This window comes from Candidatus Aquicultor sp., from assembly GCF_054640775.1.
In genome coordinates this window covers 3,609-21,411 of sequence record NZ_JBTSLF010000004.1, presented here as the reverse complement: position 1 = coordinate 21,411, position 17,803 = coordinate 3,609, and the positions used below count along the sequence as shown (strand labels likewise).

Here is a 17,803-nt window from a genome sequence, read left to right as displayed (position 1 = left end):
CTAGCCGAGTGGCTCGTAGAGGAACAACAGCTGGCCGTACTCGACCGGGTGACCGTTCTCGGTAACGACCTCACGGATTACTCCCGGCTCCTCCGCCGCTATCTCGTTCATAAGCTTCATGGCTTCAACGATACACAGCGTCTGCCCTTCGCTAACCTCGTCACCTACTGAAATAAACGGGTCTACGTCCGGCGATGGGGCCGCATAGAAGGTTCCGACCATCGGGGCAACTATTTTCTTCCAATGTGATGGATAATTATCTTGGGTTTTAGCTTCAGGTTGAGTCGAACCGCCATTTCCAGAGACCGGCGCCATCGCGCTATCTACCGCAAGCGCAGGCCCCTTTCTGACCGATATCTTTACGCCTTCTTCTTCAACGGTCACCTCTGCAACGCCGCTGTCCTCAACAAGCTTTATCAATTCACGAACTTGGTTTACATCCATATATCCGTCCTCCTTGACGGCCCTGATTTCCTCGCTCATCATGAAGACGGCTTTCTCCGCGCCTTCGACATGGGCCTCCAGGTATTTTTTCGCCTCATTCGGGAACAACGCATACGTCAACACGTCTTCCTCGTTCCTCGCCAGGTCCCCGACAGCCCTCGCATAATCCTCGAACTTCTCGGTTATTAAATCGGCGGGCCGCGTCGTCAGCGGCGTTTCATCACCAAGGATTTTAGCCTGTATCTCTTTATCCATCGGGCCCGGGGGCCGTCCGTACAATCCTTTTACGTATTGCTTCATCTCATCGGGGATTATCGCCCAGCGTTTTCCGGTCAGCACGTTAAGAACGGCCTGCGTTCCAACGATCTGGCTCATCGGCGTAACCAACGGTGGATACCCGACCTCCGCCCGCACTCGTGGAATCTCCTCTAAGACCTCACTCATGCGATCCAACGCTTTTTGCTGCTCGAGCTGACTGTACAGGTTCGAGAGCATGCCGCCGGGCACCTGGTGCGAGAACACCTGCATATGGGTAATCGATGTCACGCCTCGCTGGAAGCCCCGTTTTGCACGGATATCCTCCCAATATTTTGCGATATCGAAAAGCTCCTCAAGTTCAAACCCTGTGTCATAGGGGGTGTCTTTAAGGGCCGCAGCAATCATCTCAATCGCCGGCTGCGAGTTACCGAACGCCAGCGGAACCGTCGCCGTGTCGATAATATCCACGCCGGCCTCGATGGCCTTAAGATAGTTCATCGGCGCCATACCGCCGATATAGTGGCAATGCAGGTCGATCGGCACATCGATTTCCTTACGAAACCTCTCGACAAGCTTAAACGTCCTATACGGCGTCAAAAGGGCCGCCATGTCTTTTATGCAAATGGAATCGACGCCCATTTCGACCAGCTCGACCGCGGTTTCGACATAATGCTCAAGTGTATGGACCGGGCTTATCGTATAACATACCGCCCCTTGCGCGTGCGCCCCCGCTTCTTTTACCGCCTCGATGGACACCTTTAGATTCCGGGTATCGTTAAGGGCGTCGAATACCCTAAAGATATCCATGCCGTTTTTGGCCGATTCAAGAACAAACCTGCGCACGATGTCGTCGGGATATTGCTTATATCCAACCAGGTTCTGGCCGCGAAGTAGCATTTGAAGCGGGGTTCTCGGGGCATGCTTCTTGATAACGCGAAGCCTATCCCACGGGTTCTCGTCAAGAAAACGGAGCGTGGCATCAAATGTCGCTCCCCCCCACACTTCGAGTGAGTAGTACCCTATGCGGTCGATTCTATCCAGAATCTTCAGCATGTCATCAGTACGCATACGTGTAGCCCACAACGACTGATGCGCATCCCGTAATGTTGTATCGGTAACTTTAACTGCTCTTGCTTTCATATCCACCTGCTCTAAATCTTAGATAACCCCGCCTTTGAGAAAAGACGGGGTATCCTTTTTATTATACAGCATTTGCGCTTGTCAGTGAAGAACTTTTATCCTCCGTAAAGCAACGCTTGGTTCTTCACCGCGGCTATCGGGCTCTACCGGCTTCCTGGGCGATGTAATTGTAACAATTGTAATCGAAAGCCGGTTCCTCCGAAAGAATTAAACCCTCGTTATATAATCGCCTGTCCTTGTATCGACCTTGATCATATCTCCAACGTTGATAAACAAGGGCACCTGTACCACGGCCCCCGTCTCCAGGGTTGCGGGTTTGGTACCGCCGCTTGCCGTATCGCCCTTAACACCGGGGTCCGTAGCGGTAACCTCAAGCTCTACCGCCGTCGGCAACTCAATGCCCAACGCCTGGCCCTCATGCATGGCAATAAGAACGTTCATGTTCTCTTTCATAAACTTCGTCTCGTCCTGCAAGAACGATGCGGGAAGGCTTATCTGCTCGTATGTCTCCGTATCCATAAAGACGTAATCGCTCCCGTCATTGTACAGATACTGCATCGGCCGCCTGTTGACCATAGCCTGCTCGACTTTTTCACCTGCCCTAAACGTCTTATCGACAACGCCGCCCGTCTTGAAATTCCTGAGTTTCGTACGCACAAACGCTCCACCCTTACCGGGCTTTACATGCTGAAACTCAACGATCTGAAACAACGTGCCCTCAAGCTCTATCGTCATTCCATTCTTAAATTGATTTGTCGAAATCATTCATTAACCTCCGAACTAGCAATCTTATTAGTAAAAATATAATAGTATTTTACAATTCCAGCAGTTCTTTCGTCGAGAGGGTGAGAACTTCGCGCCCACTCCGGGTCACAACGACTAGGTCCTCGATCCTCACACCACCGAAATCGTTTATGTAAATACCTGGCTCAACTGTGACAACCATATCCTCAGCCAGCATCGCCTCATTTCCCTTGGCAAGCGTCGGCGCCTCATGAACATCCAGGCCGACCCCGTGCCCAAGGCTGTGGACAAAGTTCTCACCGTAGCCCGCCTCAGCTATCCTATCCCGAGCAATAGCGTCCAGGTCCTGGCATACTTTACCTGGCGCAACAGCATCAAGCGCAGCAACCTGCGCCTCCAATACCTTAGCATAGATCTCTTTTTGCTTCTCGCTCGCCCTGCCGACGACAACCGTCCTCGTCATATCCGAGTGATAGCCCTCCACGACAGCCCCAAAATCAAGCGTTACAAAATCACCGGCTTCGATTTTCTTAGAGGATGGGGTAGCATGCGGTACCGCAGAGTGGATTCCCGATGCGACAATCGTATCGAAACTCGGGCGCTCGGCCCCATTCTTGCGCATAAAGAAGTCGATCTCGGTACTTATCTCGGTCTCGGTCATCCCCGGTTTCAGCATCCCGGCGATGTGGTCGAACGTCGTATCCCCGATCGCGGCGGCATCGGTGATCTTGGTTATCTCGTGCCTATCCTTGATCTCACGTATCGGCTCGACAAGCCCCGATACCCCCACTAACTGGATTGCGTCGAACTCCTTAACCAAACGCTCATACTGCTTAACCGTCACGTTGGCGGATTCAAACCCTACCTTCTTAGCCCCCGACCCTTTGAGAAGAGCAACGATCTCGCCGTAAGACGGCTCCGTCCAAGCGGTAATCGTATCGGCTACCGCAGACTCCATCGTTTCTGCGAGATATCTCTTATCAATAATAAGCGTCGATGTTATAGCATCGACGATCAGCATTACCTTTGCCCCCGTATAGCCCCCGTTAGAACCGCTCAAGTAAAATATGTTGCGGGCATCGCTGACCAACAGGGCATCTATCTCGGCCTTCTTAATACGCTCCCGTAACTTATCAAGCCTTTTTTTATAGCTAGGCTGCATATCCTTAATCCTCTAGTTGTCTTTAATGATCTCCGCCGCGGCCCGCACCGCCAGCACATAACTCTGCGGACCAAATCCCGCAATCTGCCCCACCGCAACCGGCGCCGTAACCGATGTATGCCTGAATTCCTCGCGCGCGTGAATATTTGAAAGATGCACTTCGACCGCCGGTATCTTAACCGCCGCCAGCGCATCACGCACGGCGATGCTATAGTGCGTAAAAGCGGCCGGATTGATTATAATGCAATCGACCATTCCAGTCCCCGCCTGAATCCTATCAACGATATCGCCCTCATGGTTCGACTGGTAAAACTCCACATCAAGCCCATAAGCGGCCGCCTCATCTTTGATCATTGCGTTTATCTCATCGAGCGTTACCGTTCCGTACACCGCTTCTTCCCGTCTTCCGAGCAAATTCAGATTGGGCCCGTGGATAACCAATATTTTCCCCATCTTCTTATCCCTCTCTCAAAAACTCGCTGAGCACCGTAATCAAAAGGTTCTCGTCAATATTCTTAACAATAGGATTTCCAATCCCGTCGAGCAGCACAAAATTATGCCCGCCCATCGCCCGCTTCTTATCCCGCTGCATGACTTTTACCAGCTCTATCGCATCAGCGCCCGATACCGAGACCGGCAGACCGTACGAAGAAATAATCTTCTTATGAAGCTCGACCGCGTCTTCATCGATCATCCCAAGCGTCTTACTTAACCGGGCTGCAAATACCATGCCGACCGCGACCGCCTCACCGTGCGAGTAATCATACCTGGTAGTCGACTCGATCGCGTGCCCTAGAGTGTGGCCGTAGTTGAGAAAGGCCCTCACCCCGGCGTCCCGCTCGTCCATCTCGACGATCTCCGCCTTAATCGAACAGCACGTCTTTACCACATCGGACAACACGTCCACCTGCTTACCAAGCAAGTCCCCACGCTTCTCCTGTATCAGCCCCAATAATGGCTCGCCCTTCAAAAAAGCGTATTTAATAACTTCAGCCATACCACCCGCAAAATCCCTATCGGATAGCGTGTTCAGCGTGGATACATCGATGTATACGAATGCCGGCTGGTAAAACGCACCTATCATGTTCTTACCCAGCGGATGATTTACGGCGACCTTCCCACCAACGCTGCTATCGACTTGCGCCAGCAACGTGGTCGGTATCTGAACAAAAGGCACACCCCGCTCATAGGTGGCTGCGATGAATCCCGCGAGATCCCCAACAACGCCACCGCCCAGCGCAATAACAACGTCCTTTCGCTCAAAGCCCTTCTCTATAAGGTCCCCGTAAATCCGCTCGGCAACGCCCAGCGACTTCGCATCCTCTCCGTCAGGAACAAGGATCAGCTCATAATCGATCGCCTCGACCGACAACGATTCAACGATGGGCGCCCCGTAAAGATCCCATACCGTAGAATTAGTGATCAGGGCAACCCTGGCGACATGAAAAAACTCCTCGAATTTTTCAACAAACCCGTGGTATATCCCGTCACCTATATAAATCGGATAACTTCTGTCGCCAAGCGCGACATGCACAACCTGCCGTATCAACTAAACCTCTCCCGCTCGCTTCTATTGCTCTATTATTTCTCTACTATTTTTTATTATTTCTTAATTATTTCTGTTCTATCTCTTTTTAAGCGCTTCCATAATGCAATCGACAACGCTTCGAATCGTTTTACCTGAGGTGTCGACCGTGATATCCGCAATGCTTTCATACTGCGGTTCTCGCTGCTTGAGCAATCGCCCTATCTCGGCTTCCGGGTCCTCGACATCAAGAAGCGGACGCTGCTCACCCGTTTCACCTACGCGCCTGAACAGCTCCGGCGTCCCGGCCTTTAGGCACACGATGACCGCCCTCTGTTGCAGCTCCAGCCGATTCTCCTCCCGCAGCGCTATTCCTCCGCCACAGGCGATAACCTTTCCCTTGCCCGCAAGTACTTCCTTAAGCGCCGCCGACTCGATCCTGCGAAAGGCCTCCTCGCCATCGTTTTTAAATATCTCCGGGATAGACCTGCCGGTTCTCTTTTCAATAAACTTATCCGTATCGACAAACGAATAGCCGAGCTGTTTCGCCAGCACATGCCCGACAGACGTCTTTCCAGAGCCCATAAACCCGATCAAAGCGACATTAATCAAGCTTCCAACCTCTTCAGGTAGTGGTCGTAAGCGGCTTTAGTGTCCTCTATAGCATCGCCACCAAACTTGTTGAGCAGCGCCTTTGCGATCTCAAATGCCACAACGGCCTCACCGACAACCGCCGCCGCAGGAACCGCACACACATCAGACCGTTCCTTCACCGCATCCACCGGCTGTTTAGTGACGATATCGACGGTCTTTAACGGTTGCATCAGGGTCGGGATAGGTTTCATAGCGGCTCTCGCAACCACGGTCTCACCGTTCGTCATGCCGCCCTCGATACCGCCCGCCCTGTTTGTCGTGCGGTAATACCCCCGCGCTTTCTCATAAAATATCTCATCATGCGCCTGCGAACCCGGCTTTGCCGACACATCGAATCCCTCGCCTATCTCAACACCCTTCATAGCCTGGATAGACATCAGGGCGCGTGCAATATTCCCATCAAGCTTCTCTTCCCATGAGGCATAGCCACCAAGCCCGGGGGGGCACCCGTACACCAAAACTTCAAACACACCGCCGACCGTATCTTTAGCGCTGCGTGTCTTTTCTATCAACTCGACCATTCTGCCGGTCGCCTCTTTATCATAAGACCTGGCAGGCGACCTATCAATCTGCTCAAGATCCTCCGGTCGCGGCAACCTCCCGGCACTCGCCTCGACATCACCAATGGATACGACATGGCTTAGAACCTCTATCCCGAACTCCGCCAACAGCAGCTTAGCAACGGCGCCTGCAGCAACCCTCGCCGCAGTTTCCCGTGCGCTTGAGCGCTCAAGAATGTTGCGTACATCCTGCTGTCCCGTCTTCAGAATTCCACCCAGGTCGGCATGCCCCGGCCGCGGTTGCGTTACCGCCTCGACTTCGCCGGATATCTCTTCAGCGGACATCCGTTCCAGCCAGTTCTTCCAATCCCGGTTATCGACCTTCAGCGTTATAGGAGAGCCCAACGCCTTACCAAACCTCACACCGCTCAACACCTGAGCCGTGTCGGTCTCGATCTGCATGCGCCCGCCTCTGCCAAACCCCAACTGCCTGCGGGCCAGCTCTTTATTTATCGCATCCACTTTTATCCCAAGACCGGCCGGAACCCCTTCAACGATCGCAAACAAAGCAGGACCATGCGATTCACCGGCCGTTACGTACCTTATCACGCAGCTTTTCCCTCCAGATATTTTCTAATAAGTATAACTTATCATACTGCCCATCTCCACCAACAGGCATAAAACAAAAGCCCGGCAACCCGGGCGTTAAGGTAAACATCAATTAAGCTATCCTTAGCCAGAGCCCCTTCTGTTCCGGGCTCCAGACGTTTATCCTACTTAATAATCTCATCGCCAACCTGCAACGTCAGCCTATCATCACCGTAAAGAAGCGATATGCTGCCATCACCGATATCGGTTACCTTGAACGGCGAACCCGCGATCTGATCCCCTTCCTCAACCGCATACTCCTGGGCCTTATATATAACAACCGCAAACTTAATACCATTCACGTTCGCTATGGCTTTCAGGGCCAGCGAGTTTGAGGTTGGCGTTGTATCGCCACTCTGCCCAACCTGCACGCCGCCAAAAGAACCCGCACTGCTCGTAACGCTTACCGTAGTAGTCGGTTCCGAAAGCGGAGTAAACGGGTCTCTGTAGCCGGTTATATCGGGCTCGATCTCAACAGTATCAGTAGAGCTTACCGTGCTGGTAGAACTCGCAGTACTCGTACTAACCGAGGCAGTACCTTCTACCGAAGAGGCAGTCTGCGTGCTGGATACTCTAACTGCAGGCTTTATTACCGATTTTTGAACCGCCACATTAGTAGCCGGCCCACCACCGGGCGTCGGAAATGCCAGCGTCGATACCACCAACACAACCAGGAGCGCCACGACCAGCAGCAATCCTGCGGCAGCGCCCTTACCCTTAGGCGTCTTGACCATTTCTTTTATTTTATCAACCGATATCTCTGATTTAAGTTTCATCTACATCACCTTAGTTAATTTGCCGCCGTTGGGGTTTGAGGAACCGCCGCACTCTGCGCCGGCGCAGCCGGAGCCGTTTGCGTCGTATCGTTCATCGTGTAGGCGCTCATCGTTAGCTTTACAGCCAAATCGGGATAAGTCGTACCACCGGCGACGTTTATTGTATTCACGCGCAACTCCCTCGAAGCTTTCTCCAGTCGCTTTAAGAAATCTATAATCGAGACATAGCTACCCGATACCGATGTGCTGATCGCGATCTCGCCGTAAGCCCCCTGCGAGGCCGGCTCGCCGGGTGTTATTGATAGCAGCGCTACCCCTGCATCGTCAGCGATGTTCTGCAGAGAAACTATAAGCGTTGGCAATTGGGGCTCACTCGGCATCTTGGTTCTGACCTTAACCAGCTCAAATTCAGATTCAGACGCAGTCTTTCGAACCTGCACCAACATAGTCAACGTGCTCTTTGCAGCATCGAGCTTTGTCTCTTCCGCCGCTCTCTGCTGGTCCAGCTCGGCAAGCCTCGCTGTTTGCGGACTCCATGCAAACACATAGAAGAGAGCAACCATTAGCACAAATACCGCTATCAATATTATGACTTGCTGTTTCATCGCTAATTTATTCATATCTATCACTTCCCGGAAGTCGTGGGCGGGGCAGGAAGCGCCGGCAATTCTTTAAACTTGATAGTATTTGAAAAATGAATCGCATGTTTCGACTCATCTTTAATAGTCGAACTCAACCAAACATCCGGCTGCGGCTTCATATCCGCCAAACGCAAGAGCCATTTCGCAACCGGTTTGTGGCCCTGATCGGGATTATCCTCCGGGTCCATAATGAAACCGTCAAATGTTATACCCTGGGCATTACCGTTTAGCGTGGCTAGCGACACATCATTTGGGGTCGCAACCATTATCTCCTCAAGAACTTTCGACCACAGTATCTGTCCCGCCATCGCCTGCTCCATTACCTGTTTTCTCCGTTGAATTTCTTGAAGCCTGCGCTCATACACTCTGAGCCCATCTATTGTGGTATTCATCCTGGTGGTCTGATTCTGCAGCATAGCGACCTGACCCTCGCTCATCTGAATCTGCCAGGAATTAAGCATATAGAGAGCGGCAAGAATACCGGCAAAACCGACAAGAGCGAGTAAGGCAAAAATAATGACTTTTTCTCCGCTTCGCTTATCTTGGATTTCTCGGGGCAGCAGGTTGATATTGATCTTGATCATTACGCAACCCCTCGCATCGCTAGACCAAGACAGATAGCCATCGAGAGTTCTTCGTCCTGTATGTTCTCGATCTTCAATCTCTTACTAAGCTGAACGCTATGTAACGGCTGACCAAGCTCGACCTCAATTTGGAAGTTATCCTGCAAATACTGAATGAAGTTCTTAAGCTTAGCCCCGCCGCCGGATATAACAATCTTTTCAATGCTCTTCGCCCTTGTCGCTTGCACCAGGTAATAGTCCAACGATCTCCTGATCTCTGCGACAAACCGTATCATCTCCTGCTCAAGCACATTCTGAACGGCTTCTTTGTATTGAATCACATCCGAAATATCCGAATCGTCAGAAACGGGTTCGTTATTCGTGCTTGCGGGAAGACCTATTCGCTTCTTCAGGTCCTCTGCCTCATCAAAGGTCATCCCGAGTTGCTCGACCAGAGCATCGGTAAAGGAACGTCCGCCGATACTGCTCACCCTTGTAAACCTCGGTATCTCATCCTCGATGACAACGATATCCGTGAGGTTAGAGCTTATATTGATCATTGCAATAGCGGCTTTATGTTCGTCCTCTTCTTGAAGGACCTTCTCGGGAGTATTATCAGCAAGCGCTCTTGCAAACGCCAGGGACGAAACATCAACGACAACGGGCTTAAGACCCGCCTTCTCCAGAGCAGCCACAGTGTTCTCGACCATTTCCTTACGTGCCGCAACAACAAGCACGTCCATCATTCTCTCCTGCTGGCTGTTCTCATGCTCGGAGATTATCTGTATGTCAATGATCGCCTCTTCAACAGGGATCGGTATGTACTCGTTTATCTGGTACTGGATGGCGCTTCTAAGCTCCGATTCGACCATATAAGGCATCTCGACAACCCTGACGATTACCTTCTGGTTCGCCACGCCCACAACCACTTCTTTCTCGGAGATCTTCTTCTCACGCCAGAAACTGGCAAGCGTCTTGGCAACACCCTCTACATCGAGGATCTCGCCTTCGCTTACAAGGCCTTCAGGGGTCTTTATGGTTGCGTAGTTTATAAGGACGGGTTTGTCGGCAGACGGCTTAAGCTGTGCAAGCCTGAATGTACCGCCACCGATATCTAAACCAACTGGGGATGATCCCCTGCCCAAGCCAAGCAATCCCAAAACCTACCTCCTACATCTAAGGTCTGACTATTAGTATTTCAATTACAAAAATGGGACGGGGCGTAGCCGCCATACGCTATGAGCGCTCGGCAACCATCTTTTTTAACATCGGTAAACCATAACAATACTTTAGGAATTAGACACGCCGATTAGATTTCGAATAAAGATCGTAACAAGCACTTACGGAACTTCTCTCCACGAGGACGTCATTGCAAGGAATTTCGTACTACCCGGCAAGGACGGTGGCAAGAAATCCGGTAAGCTTGGATGCGTAAACAAGTGGCTATTATTCGTGCTATCGGCAATATTTAACACGCCGGCTATCATACTGCCGACAAACGTGGTGTTGTTCTGGTTGATCTTTACCTCTTTCGATGCGAAGAACGCACCACTTACATCAGGACTACTGCGGTCACAGGAGCCGGAGCCGAGTGTGTTTATGTCGATCGTCTCGTCTGTGACCAAACCTAAGACATGTGTACCATTGATATCATACGCTCCCTTGAGCGGGTCATACGGAGGGCGTAATTGGCCGTTAATGGTTATCGTCCCATTTGCAACAATAGTACCCCTCCCGTAATAGGTGATCGCACCGCTCATAGAATCGCCAATAGTCAGGTTACCGTCTACGAATATCGTACCGTTGACGTAAAGCTTACGGTTCACCTTATCCCACCCAAAACCGGTTGTGGAACCGAAGTCTTCCGCTGAGTTATTTAATAAATACATGTGTCGTGCTTCAACCGGCTGATTTGTCGGACCCCCCATATCTGTGTCTAGCACCTTGTTGAGATGCGTACCTGAAGTAAACCCTCCTGTTTCCCTATATTCCGGTATACTCCCACCAGTAGGGCTGGATTCATTGCATGCTGTTGTCCAGTAGCTCGACTGCGAATCCATCGGCGGAAGCTGTATGTCCGGGCACTGGTTTGAGAGTTGGCTGACTTTAACCTGAGGGTCTCCTGGGTTTAACGGGTCTCCTTGTTTATCGAGGATATCTTCGTTTCCATCGGCCGGTTCAATATAAGCGGCTACCGGAGAGCTTTCGGTGCCGAGGTTTGAGCCGTTGTCCATGAACCTAAGCGTACCTGTTTTTACAAAAAACGGCCCACCCGTGATGCTCGAGTTACCGGTAAGCTGAACATTTCCTCTAACATAGAACGGCCCATCAATCGAAGTCGTTCCAAGAAGACCGTTACCGCCGGATGCCAACGAGTTGTTCTGACCAAGACCCATGTTCAAATTCCAAAGTGAGAAATTAAAAACCGTGACTTTTACCTTCCGATGAGCTTCACCACACGTGCCGCTTGACTCGATCGTCCAGTACCATTGGGAACCGCTGTCCTGCGTCGCGTTTACCGAAGCAGTGCCGTTTCCGACCGGCACGGTAAATTTCTTTTCCGGTATGCTGTTACCGTATTGCTCCAGTTGCCACAGCGTCTTTTGAATACCGGCATCGGCAACATGCAGCGCTTGCATAGAATCCTGGTCGCGCGCAGACAACTTAAGATCGCTCTCGGAAACCGCAATCGCGCCAAAAGCAAGAGCAGTGATAATAAGCATCAGGCCGACCACCACCACCATCGCTATGCCTTGTTCGTCTTTTATAATACGCTTAATCATTAAAGGCTCCTTATTCACGGTTCCTAAGCATGACTTTTGAAGTCAATGTGTATGCATCGGGAGGCCTGTTTACGTCGGTATCGATTATCAGATTAACCTCGATTTGATAGCTCTTAGTTTTTCTAGAGGCCGTATCCGTAGTTATCGGTACAAAATGGATATTGTAGTATGTAAAAAGCGGCATATCTAGCGCATCGTTTTGAACTCCTGTCGCTATTTCCTTTGCTGTACCGTTATCTATTTTGGCGTAAAGGCTCCCGTTTTGCGTGTAGAAATCCACGGTCTCCCACATGTTGTCATCATCAATATCGGCCCTTAAGCTAATCGATGTGTCGTCGGCTGTTACGAGACTCTCGGTCATCCTGATATTCTTAGTCATTTGAGCCTGCGCCAGTCTCGCGGTTCTTTGCGCATCTGCTTGCCCGCTTGAGGACGTATAGATAGCCTCCGAACCCTGATATATCGTATACGAGGCAACCAGGATAACGACAAGTATCACAGCGTAAATAATCAACTCGGCAAGCGTCGTCCCTTTTTCGTTTTTTATTATAGCGATTAACCTAACCATCATAGCCCCTAGCTCGGCGTCGTCACATAAATGATTGTGCTCGTGTTTAATAGCACGTCACTGCTACTGTAAGCTCTTACTTCATATCTATATTGTGTATTGCTTAACAAATTGTTGTCTGTGTACGTAAGCTGGTCGCCCGCGTTCGTATGTATCATCGTCTCGGTTCCATTTACGGTCTGGTAGATATCGAAGTGATCGACCGCGACTTGTGGCACCAATGAAAGCGGATCTTGCCAACTTAGATCGACTTTATAGTAATTGGTGCCGTGGTCTTTGTATTTTGAGGAAACTCCGTTCAGCCAGAAGGGCGTGGTCGCAGATACGATATCTCCCGTCATAGTCGCTTCGTTCCCAAGGGGGCTTACGCCTTTCACATAAAACTCGTATGTTGTCCACCCGGTTAAACCGGTGCAAGTATAGTCTGTGCCCGCGGTATTCGTTGCAACCGCGCTAAATAAAGCTTCGCCGGACTCTTTTCTGTAAATATTGTATTTATTTACACTATCCCTGCCATCTATAGCGCTATGCCATGCCAGCTGAATGCTTGAATCACTAATCAGCTGAGTAGTTAGATTTTCTGGATCAAGCGGATTCCATATAGGCGTAAATCTATCAAGTGTCCAGAAAATGCTCTTTGAATCCCTCAAACCATGAGAATCCCATACCTCGGCCACGACTTCGTAGGTACCGTCTTCCCACATCAGAGATGTAGTACCATCCGTATTAACCGTAGTTACATTAGGGTCCCATTGAAGGATAGAGTTCTGGTAGCTATAGGTCGGATCAAACTGGTAGATTCCGTCTGCAGGAGTTATGCCTCCGACATAAAAGCGCAAAAGAACGAGGTCATTCTCATCGTCCGTTCCTGTCGCCCTTAGGGGAATCGGTGTGTGGCTCGAATCGAATGTCGTGCCATCGGCCGCAGTCTCGCTATCAAAATTAACAGTAGGCGGCTCGTATTGATCTGGCTTGTCCTTAATGAATGTACTCGCGCTTACCGTTCTTGTTGTGCCCCGCTCGACCCATGACACATTTACCCACACCTGTTTATAGTCCTCAGTGCTCGCCGTAGACGTCTCATCCACCCATTTAACACGGTAGGTTATCGTAAACTGTGTACCAGAAGCCGTTTGTGTCTCAGCATCAAGGTAACCGATAGGGTCAGAGGGGCTTTCTACAGTATCGGTGGTTAAGCCCACTTGAGCATACGGCATGGATCTAACCTGCTCCATGCGTTCATTCGCTATTTGAGTGGCTACTGAAGTTGTCTTGCTGCTCGTGACGGCTTTTACGCTCGCGGATAAAAGGCCAAGTAATGCGATGAGCACTAACGACATTATCGTCATCGCCATTAGTGCTTCAACAATGCCAAAAGCCCTCTCTTCCCGCAGCTTATCAACTGAACGGTTCAGGAAAGGCATATCAAATCTCCTTTTTTTGCTACTATATGTATCGGCTAGAGCTGCATATTTCTTAAGAAGGCAAGAGGCGCTGATGCTTACAGCGCCTCTTGCAATAATCTTCTATGTCCTTGTTTGCAGTGCTTACCTTAAAGTGATATCCGCATACTTTGAACTCCCGTCATTGAGCTCTATCCTTAACCGCCAATGCCCAACCGATAGACTCTTAGTCTTTAGGTTAAAGATATACTGGTTTGCAACCTCATCGTACTTAAACTCGTTAGTTTCCGATGAGCTGGTTGGCATGGCAGGCACCTCAGTACCTGGCACCCCATCAATGATCTTAGCTACAAAAAGTCTCACGATTGCATTTTCTACATAATTGCCATTGGCATCCTTAAGTTTGAACTTTACTGGCACATTACTGCCCAATTTAAAGCTATCATCGCCATCCTTGAATGGAGAGAGCAAACCACGATAATCGTAACAAACCTGGTAATCTACCTTCTTGCTTATCCTATTGCCTGCTTTGTCTTCTGCTTCGATTATGAACGTCTTTGGTCCGACTGAAAGCGTATCTATCGGCAAACCACTCTCGATAGTGCCATAGGCATATTCATTTCCCGAGAGCAAATCAAGTGCATTCCAGTTAGCAAGGACCAGCTGATTTAGCATGTAGATGCTCCCTTCCTCAGGAGCAGCTACAGCAATCAAAGGTGCCGTTTTATCGATATTGATCCCATCTACGCTATAAGTTGCCTCATTACCAGCTTGGTCTATAGCAGTTCCCATTACTAATTGATTAATCCCTTCGGCCGATATCATCGTATCTGGTGTATATGTATGCACCCCTGATACGCTATCTGATGCGTCAAAATGTACGGTTACATCAGAGTTATACCAATTATTTACGTTAAGTAAAGTTGTAACAGCACCCGTTAACATTGGAGGCGTTTTATCCAATCTAACTATCTCTTCTTTTGCGATTTCAGTATTGCCCATGTTATCTATAGCGCGGTAGTAGAGGGTTGTTGTTCCTTCATCGCTAATCTCAAATGGAATCGCATAGGTTTGCCAATTCTCGGCATCATAACTATATTCGATTCTAGCCACACCAGAACCATCTACCCCATCTTCTGCAGTTAGGTTTACACCTATGTCGCCCACAAACCACCCATTATCGCCTAACTTTCCATGCGTCCTAACAATTGTATTTGGAGGTGAAATATCTTTTGTCGTTTGCACTGGTATGCTTAATGGGCTGACGTTGCCTGCCTCATCTTTAGCAAAGGCAGTAAACGTCACAATACCATCACCTAAGCTTGCGAGATTAAGTATTGCATTAAATGTTCCGCCTGCCTTAACACTAGCACGAACCTCATGCTCTCCATCGGATGCAGTGATAAAGATGGTCGACCCTTGCTCCGATAAACCACCAATAGCTATACTCTCCACATTGCTTGGCGTGATATACCCTATACTCCAAAGCACTGGTGTTGTTGGCGCTATTGTGTCAACTTTAAATATCTGGCTATGGGGTTCTTCTTTGCCCAGCTTATCTGCAGCATAGTAGGATAACGCGTGTGTTCCTTCAAGCGCGATGATTGGATCAGCATAAACTTTCTCATCCCCACTATCAAACGAGTAGAATATCGTCGATAACACATCAGCCGTCAACGTGATTACCGGCTTCGTTATATACCAGCCGTTATCACCATCTGGACTACTAGGCTCTATAGTAATAGTTGAGGTTGGGTTACTGTTTACAGTAAACGAGAATGTGGCATCCATCGGATCGACATTCCCAATCCAATCGACTGCTTTTACGCGGAATACGTAATTTCCAGCAGGTAAGTCTTTATAAGCCACGGTTGTAGTTGCGGCAACCGTGTACGTGGAATCTACGTCCTCTAGTTTATACATATAAACCATATCGGTCGGTTTTGTGCGATTATCTGAGCTAGTAAAGGCAAAGCTCACATTGCCATCTCGCACCACCGATTCTGGATGCTCGATAATTGTTGTTTCGGGCGCTTCTGTGTCCGGTACAACGGTAATGGGGACCGAACTAGTACCGGCATTACCAACCGCATCAAATGCACTCACGCTAACAGAATGCTCCCCACCATTTAGCCCAGAGGTATCAAGCGTATAAGTAAACGCACCAGTTGACCCAACAGGTATTACTTTAAATGGTCTGCCATCAACAATTACATAAGCTTCAGTCGCCGCCCCTGAAACGGTTCCTGCTACGGTTATGGAAGTCTCTGCAAGTTGCGATGTTAATGGGCTTGTAATATTTATTGTAATTTGAGAAACATCTGAGAGAACATGGACTGGTACAGATGCCTCACCGATATTGCCCGATACATCCTCTGCATCAACCTTTAAAATATGATCGCCTTTTGAGAATTTGCTAAAATCGACATTGCCTTGAATGTTATTGGTTATGCTCTTATCTTCTTTCAGTAGAACATCATCCAAATAAATCTTTGCCTTATAAACACCATGATCGTCGGCGAAATCTGCGGTAACAGTGCAAATTCCGGATAGAGTGGCACTAGAAGATGGAGAATTAATGGTAACCGTTGGCTTTATGGTATCATCATTGAAGTTTGCGGATAGCGCATAAAGCCCCGGTTCTAATATTTGTGCGGATGCCTGCTTAGTCTGCTTATTGACCGTCGTCGGCAACGCAACCCATTCTTGAGTTGATCCATCAAACATAAATAAAGTTACATAATCTTCGCCAAACGCAGCATAATTCCTATCGGCGTAGGAAATTGCAAGTGTAGCTCCCGGCATAAACTGAGACACGCTTGAAGCAACATTATAGAGGTCTGACAAATAGCCCCATGATGGTGAATCGGTCGGCATTTTATCGGGTGCGACAAGCTCAATGGTAGCCGATCCCTCGCTAGTTTGCGGTGGAATTGAGAGAACCGCTCGTTCGAATGCGATAGTAGTAGGTGTATCAACACTTGCGGCCACCATGCTTGCATTGAAAAGACTTGCCGAACTATACGAAAAACCGGATTGACTAGCGCTTGTTACCTCACTAAAATGTGCGCTCGTGCTAGCTTGCCTGCCTATAAATATTGGGTTTGACCAGGCCTTTGCTCCATCTAGGTCACGAACTAGCTCAACCCTTATATAACCTTCATCGCCTCTGAATCTGTATATTGCAACTTTTGAGGAAGGATATTCTTTAATAACTTTACCTGTCAGCGCAACAAGCCTAATGTCTGCAGGCTCAGGTGTACTAATACTAATATTTACATCATTTACCTCAATACCGGAAAAACGTGGACCATGTGAACCCTGTGTTGCATAGAACTTGCCAGTCCTAATAGCGGATAATATACCATCTTTACTGAGAGCTTGCGCAAAGACTCTTATTGTGCCTCCATCAAAGCCATAATCAATCCCCGGCAGAGGCGTAAAATCATCCCCTGCAATGCCCCATATGTGCTTTCCGCGATCGAGTAAATCATCCCATTGGCTTGTTCCATATTTATTTCCAGCAAGATCGCGAATGTCGGGAACAGATGCGTTATAGATTTCTACCGATTCCGCATCTTCTAATTCGTTTAAGTCTTTCAGGCTCCAAGAATAATTAGCAGGGATAGTTTGGTTTGGATGATTTGCGACAACATACCCGAAATTATCACGAATAGCACCTAACATATGGCTCAAGCTTCCGTATTTATTTGTGAAAGATGGGTCTGTTGCGAGGCTCGTTTTGGCTCCTGTAACGCCTATGTGACGACTATGTGGATAGTGTGCTTCCCATGATGCTTCAGTACTACCGTCTGTTAAGTCTGGGTCCAAGCTATCATGTTCTGTTACAAAAACCCAGCTATATCCTCTTTGCTTGTACTTGTTAATCGTGTACTCGGGGGAAAACCATGATTTAGGAAGAATATCTGGTTTATAGTGATCGTGCATTTGGACGAGGAAGCCATCTTGATATAAGTCCACATCGGCATAAGGG

15 protein-coding genes are annotated in these 17,803 nt (G+C 49.1%); all 15 read right to left on the bottom strand.

Features of this window, described 5'->3' with window-relative positions; translation table 11 throughout:
• Positions 1-1,842: an acetyl-CoA carboxylase biotin carboxyl carrier protein gene (gene accB / locus ACYC56_RS00805; RefSeq protein WP_461372273.1), complete on the bottom strand. Its 1,842-nt coding sequence runs from the start codon at positions 1,840-1,842 to the stop codon at positions 1-3.
• A gap of 207 nt (positions 1,843-2,049) precedes the next feature.
• Positions 2,050-2,607 (bottom strand): elongation factor P, encoded by a 558-nt coding sequence (gene efp, locus ACYC56_RS00800; protein WP_461372272.1) that lies wholly within the window; start codon positions 2,605-2,607, stop codon positions 2,050-2,052.
• Positions 2,608-2,656: 49 nt separating this feature from the next.
• Positions 2,657-3,748 (bottom strand): M24 family metallopeptidase, encoded by a 1,092-nt coding sequence (locus tag ACYC56_RS00795; RefSeq protein ID WP_461372271.1) that lies wholly within the window; start codon positions 3,746-3,748, stop codon positions 2,657-2,659.
• Between the two features lie 12 nt (positions 3,749-3,760).
• Complete coding sequence (gene aroQ, locus ACYC56_RS00790; protein WP_461372270.1) at positions 3,761-4,201, bottom strand: type II 3-dehydroquinate dehydratase; 441 nt, start codon at positions 4,199-4,201, stop codon at positions 3,761-3,763.
• Between the two features lie 4 nt (positions 4,202-4,205).
• Positions 4,206-5,297 (bottom strand): 3-dehydroquinate synthase, encoded by a 1,092-nt coding sequence (gene aroB / locus ACYC56_RS00785; protein WP_461372269.1) that lies wholly within the window; start codon positions 5,295-5,297, stop codon positions 4,206-4,208.
• Positions 5,298-5,372: 75 nt separating this feature from the next.
• A complete protein-coding gene (locus ACYC56_RS00780; protein WP_461372268.1) occupies positions 5,373-5,885 on the bottom strand; it encodes a shikimate kinase in 513 nt (170 codons plus the stop codon).
• Positions 5,882-7,036, bottom strand: a complete 1,155-nt coding sequence (aroC, locus tag ACYC56_RS00775) for a chorismate synthase (protein WP_461372267.1) — start codon at positions 7,034-7,036, stop codon at positions 5,882-5,884. The genes ACYC56_RS00780 and aroC overlap by 4 nt, the downstream gene beginning before the upstream one ends.
• 164 nt (positions 7,037-7,200) lie before the next feature.
• A complete protein-coding gene (locus tag ACYC56_RS00770; RefSeq protein WP_461372266.1) occupies positions 7,201-7,851 on the bottom strand; it encodes a hypothetical protein in 651 nt (216 codons plus the stop codon).
• A gap of 14 nt (positions 7,852-7,865) precedes the next feature.
• A complete protein-coding gene (locus ACYC56_RS00765; protein WP_461372265.1) occupies positions 7,866-8,471 on the bottom strand; it encodes a type IV pilus inner membrane component PilO in 606 nt (201 codons plus the stop codon).
• Between the two features lie 5 nt (positions 8,472-8,476).
• A complete protein-coding gene (locus ACYC56_RS00760) occupies positions 8,477-9,076 on the bottom strand; it encodes a PilN domain-containing protein (protein ID WP_461372264.1) in 600 nt (199 codons plus the stop codon).
• A complete protein-coding gene (pilM, locus tag ACYC56_RS00755; RefSeq protein WP_461372263.1) occupies positions 9,076-10,215 on the bottom strand; it encodes a type IV pilus assembly protein PilM in 1,140 nt (379 codons plus the stop codon). The genes ACYC56_RS00760 and pilM overlap by 1 nt, the downstream gene beginning before the upstream one ends.
• Before the next feature lie 180 nt (positions 10,216-10,395).
• Entirely contained in the window at positions 10,396-11,838 is a 1,443-nt protein-coding gene (locus ACYC56_RS00750; RefSeq protein WP_461372262.1) for a pilus assembly PilX family protein, read from the bottom strand.
• Positions 11,839-11,848: 10 nt separating this feature from the next.
• Complete coding sequence (locus tag ACYC56_RS00745) at positions 11,849-12,409, bottom strand: PilW family protein (RefSeq protein ID WP_461372261.1); 561 nt, start codon at positions 12,407-12,409, stop codon at positions 11,849-11,851.
• Between the two features lie 5 nt (positions 12,410-12,414).
• On the bottom strand, positions 12,415-13,830 hold the full coding sequence (locus tag ACYC56_RS00740; protein WP_461372260.1) for a fibronectin type III domain-containing protein: 1,416 nt from the start codon (positions 13,828-13,830) through the stop codon (positions 12,415-12,417).
• Positions 13,831-13,953: 123 nt separating this feature from the next.
• Positions 13,954-17,757: an OmpL47-type beta-barrel domain-containing protein gene (locus tag ACYC56_RS00735; RefSeq protein WP_461372259.1), complete on the bottom strand. Its 3,804-nt coding sequence runs from the start codon at positions 17,755-17,757 to the stop codon at positions 13,954-13,956.
• Positions 17,758-17,803 lie beyond the last annotated feature (46 nt).

What these genes read in the sequence shown, in the direction of transcription:
- ACYC56_RS00795 (WP_461372271.1), bottom strand. Translation starts at nt 3,748, where the DNA reads ATGCAGCCTAGCTATAAAAAAAGGCTTGATAAGTTACGGGAGCGTATT.
- efp (WP_461372272.1), bottom strand. Translation starts at nt 2,607, where the DNA reads ATGATTTCGACAAATCAATTTAAGAATGGAATGACGATAGAGCTTGAG.
- ACYC56_RS00770 (WP_461372266.1), bottom strand. Translation starts at nt 7,851, where the DNA reads ATGAAACTTAAATCAGAGATATCGGTTGATAAAATAAAAGAAATGGTC.
- ACYC56_RS00735 (WP_461372259.1), bottom strand. Translation starts at nt 17,757, where the DNA reads ATGCACGATCACTATAAACCAGATATTCTTCCTAAATCATGGTTTTCC.
- ACYC56_RS00750 (WP_461372262.1), bottom strand. Translation starts at nt 11,838, where the DNA reads ATGATTAAGCGTATTATAAAAGACGAACAAGGCATAGCGATGGTGGTG.
- ACYC56_RS00745 (WP_461372261.1), bottom strand. Translation starts at nt 12,409, where the DNA reads ATGATGGTTAGGTTAATCGCTATAATAAAAAACGAAAAAGGGACGACG.
- ACYC56_RS00740 (WP_461372260.1), bottom strand. Translation starts at nt 13,830, where the DNA reads ATGCCTTTCCTGAACCGTTCAGTTGATAAGCTGCGGGAAGAGAGGGCT.
- accB (WP_461372273.1), bottom strand. Translation starts at nt 1,842, where the DNA reads ATGAAAGCAAGAGCAGTTAAAGTTACCGATACAACATTACGGGATGCG.
- ACYC56_RS00760 (WP_461372264.1), bottom strand. Translation starts at nt 9,076, where the DNA reads ATGATCAAGATCAATATCAACCTGCTGCCCCGAGAAATCCAAGATAAG.
- aroQ (WP_461372270.1), bottom strand. Translation starts at nt 4,201, where the DNA reads ATGGGGAAAATATTGGTTATCCACGGGCCCAATCTGAATTTGCTCGGA.
- ACYC56_RS00765 (WP_461372265.1), bottom strand. Translation starts at nt 8,471, where the DNA reads ATGAATAAATTAGCGATGAAACAGCAAGTCATAATATTGATAGCGGTA.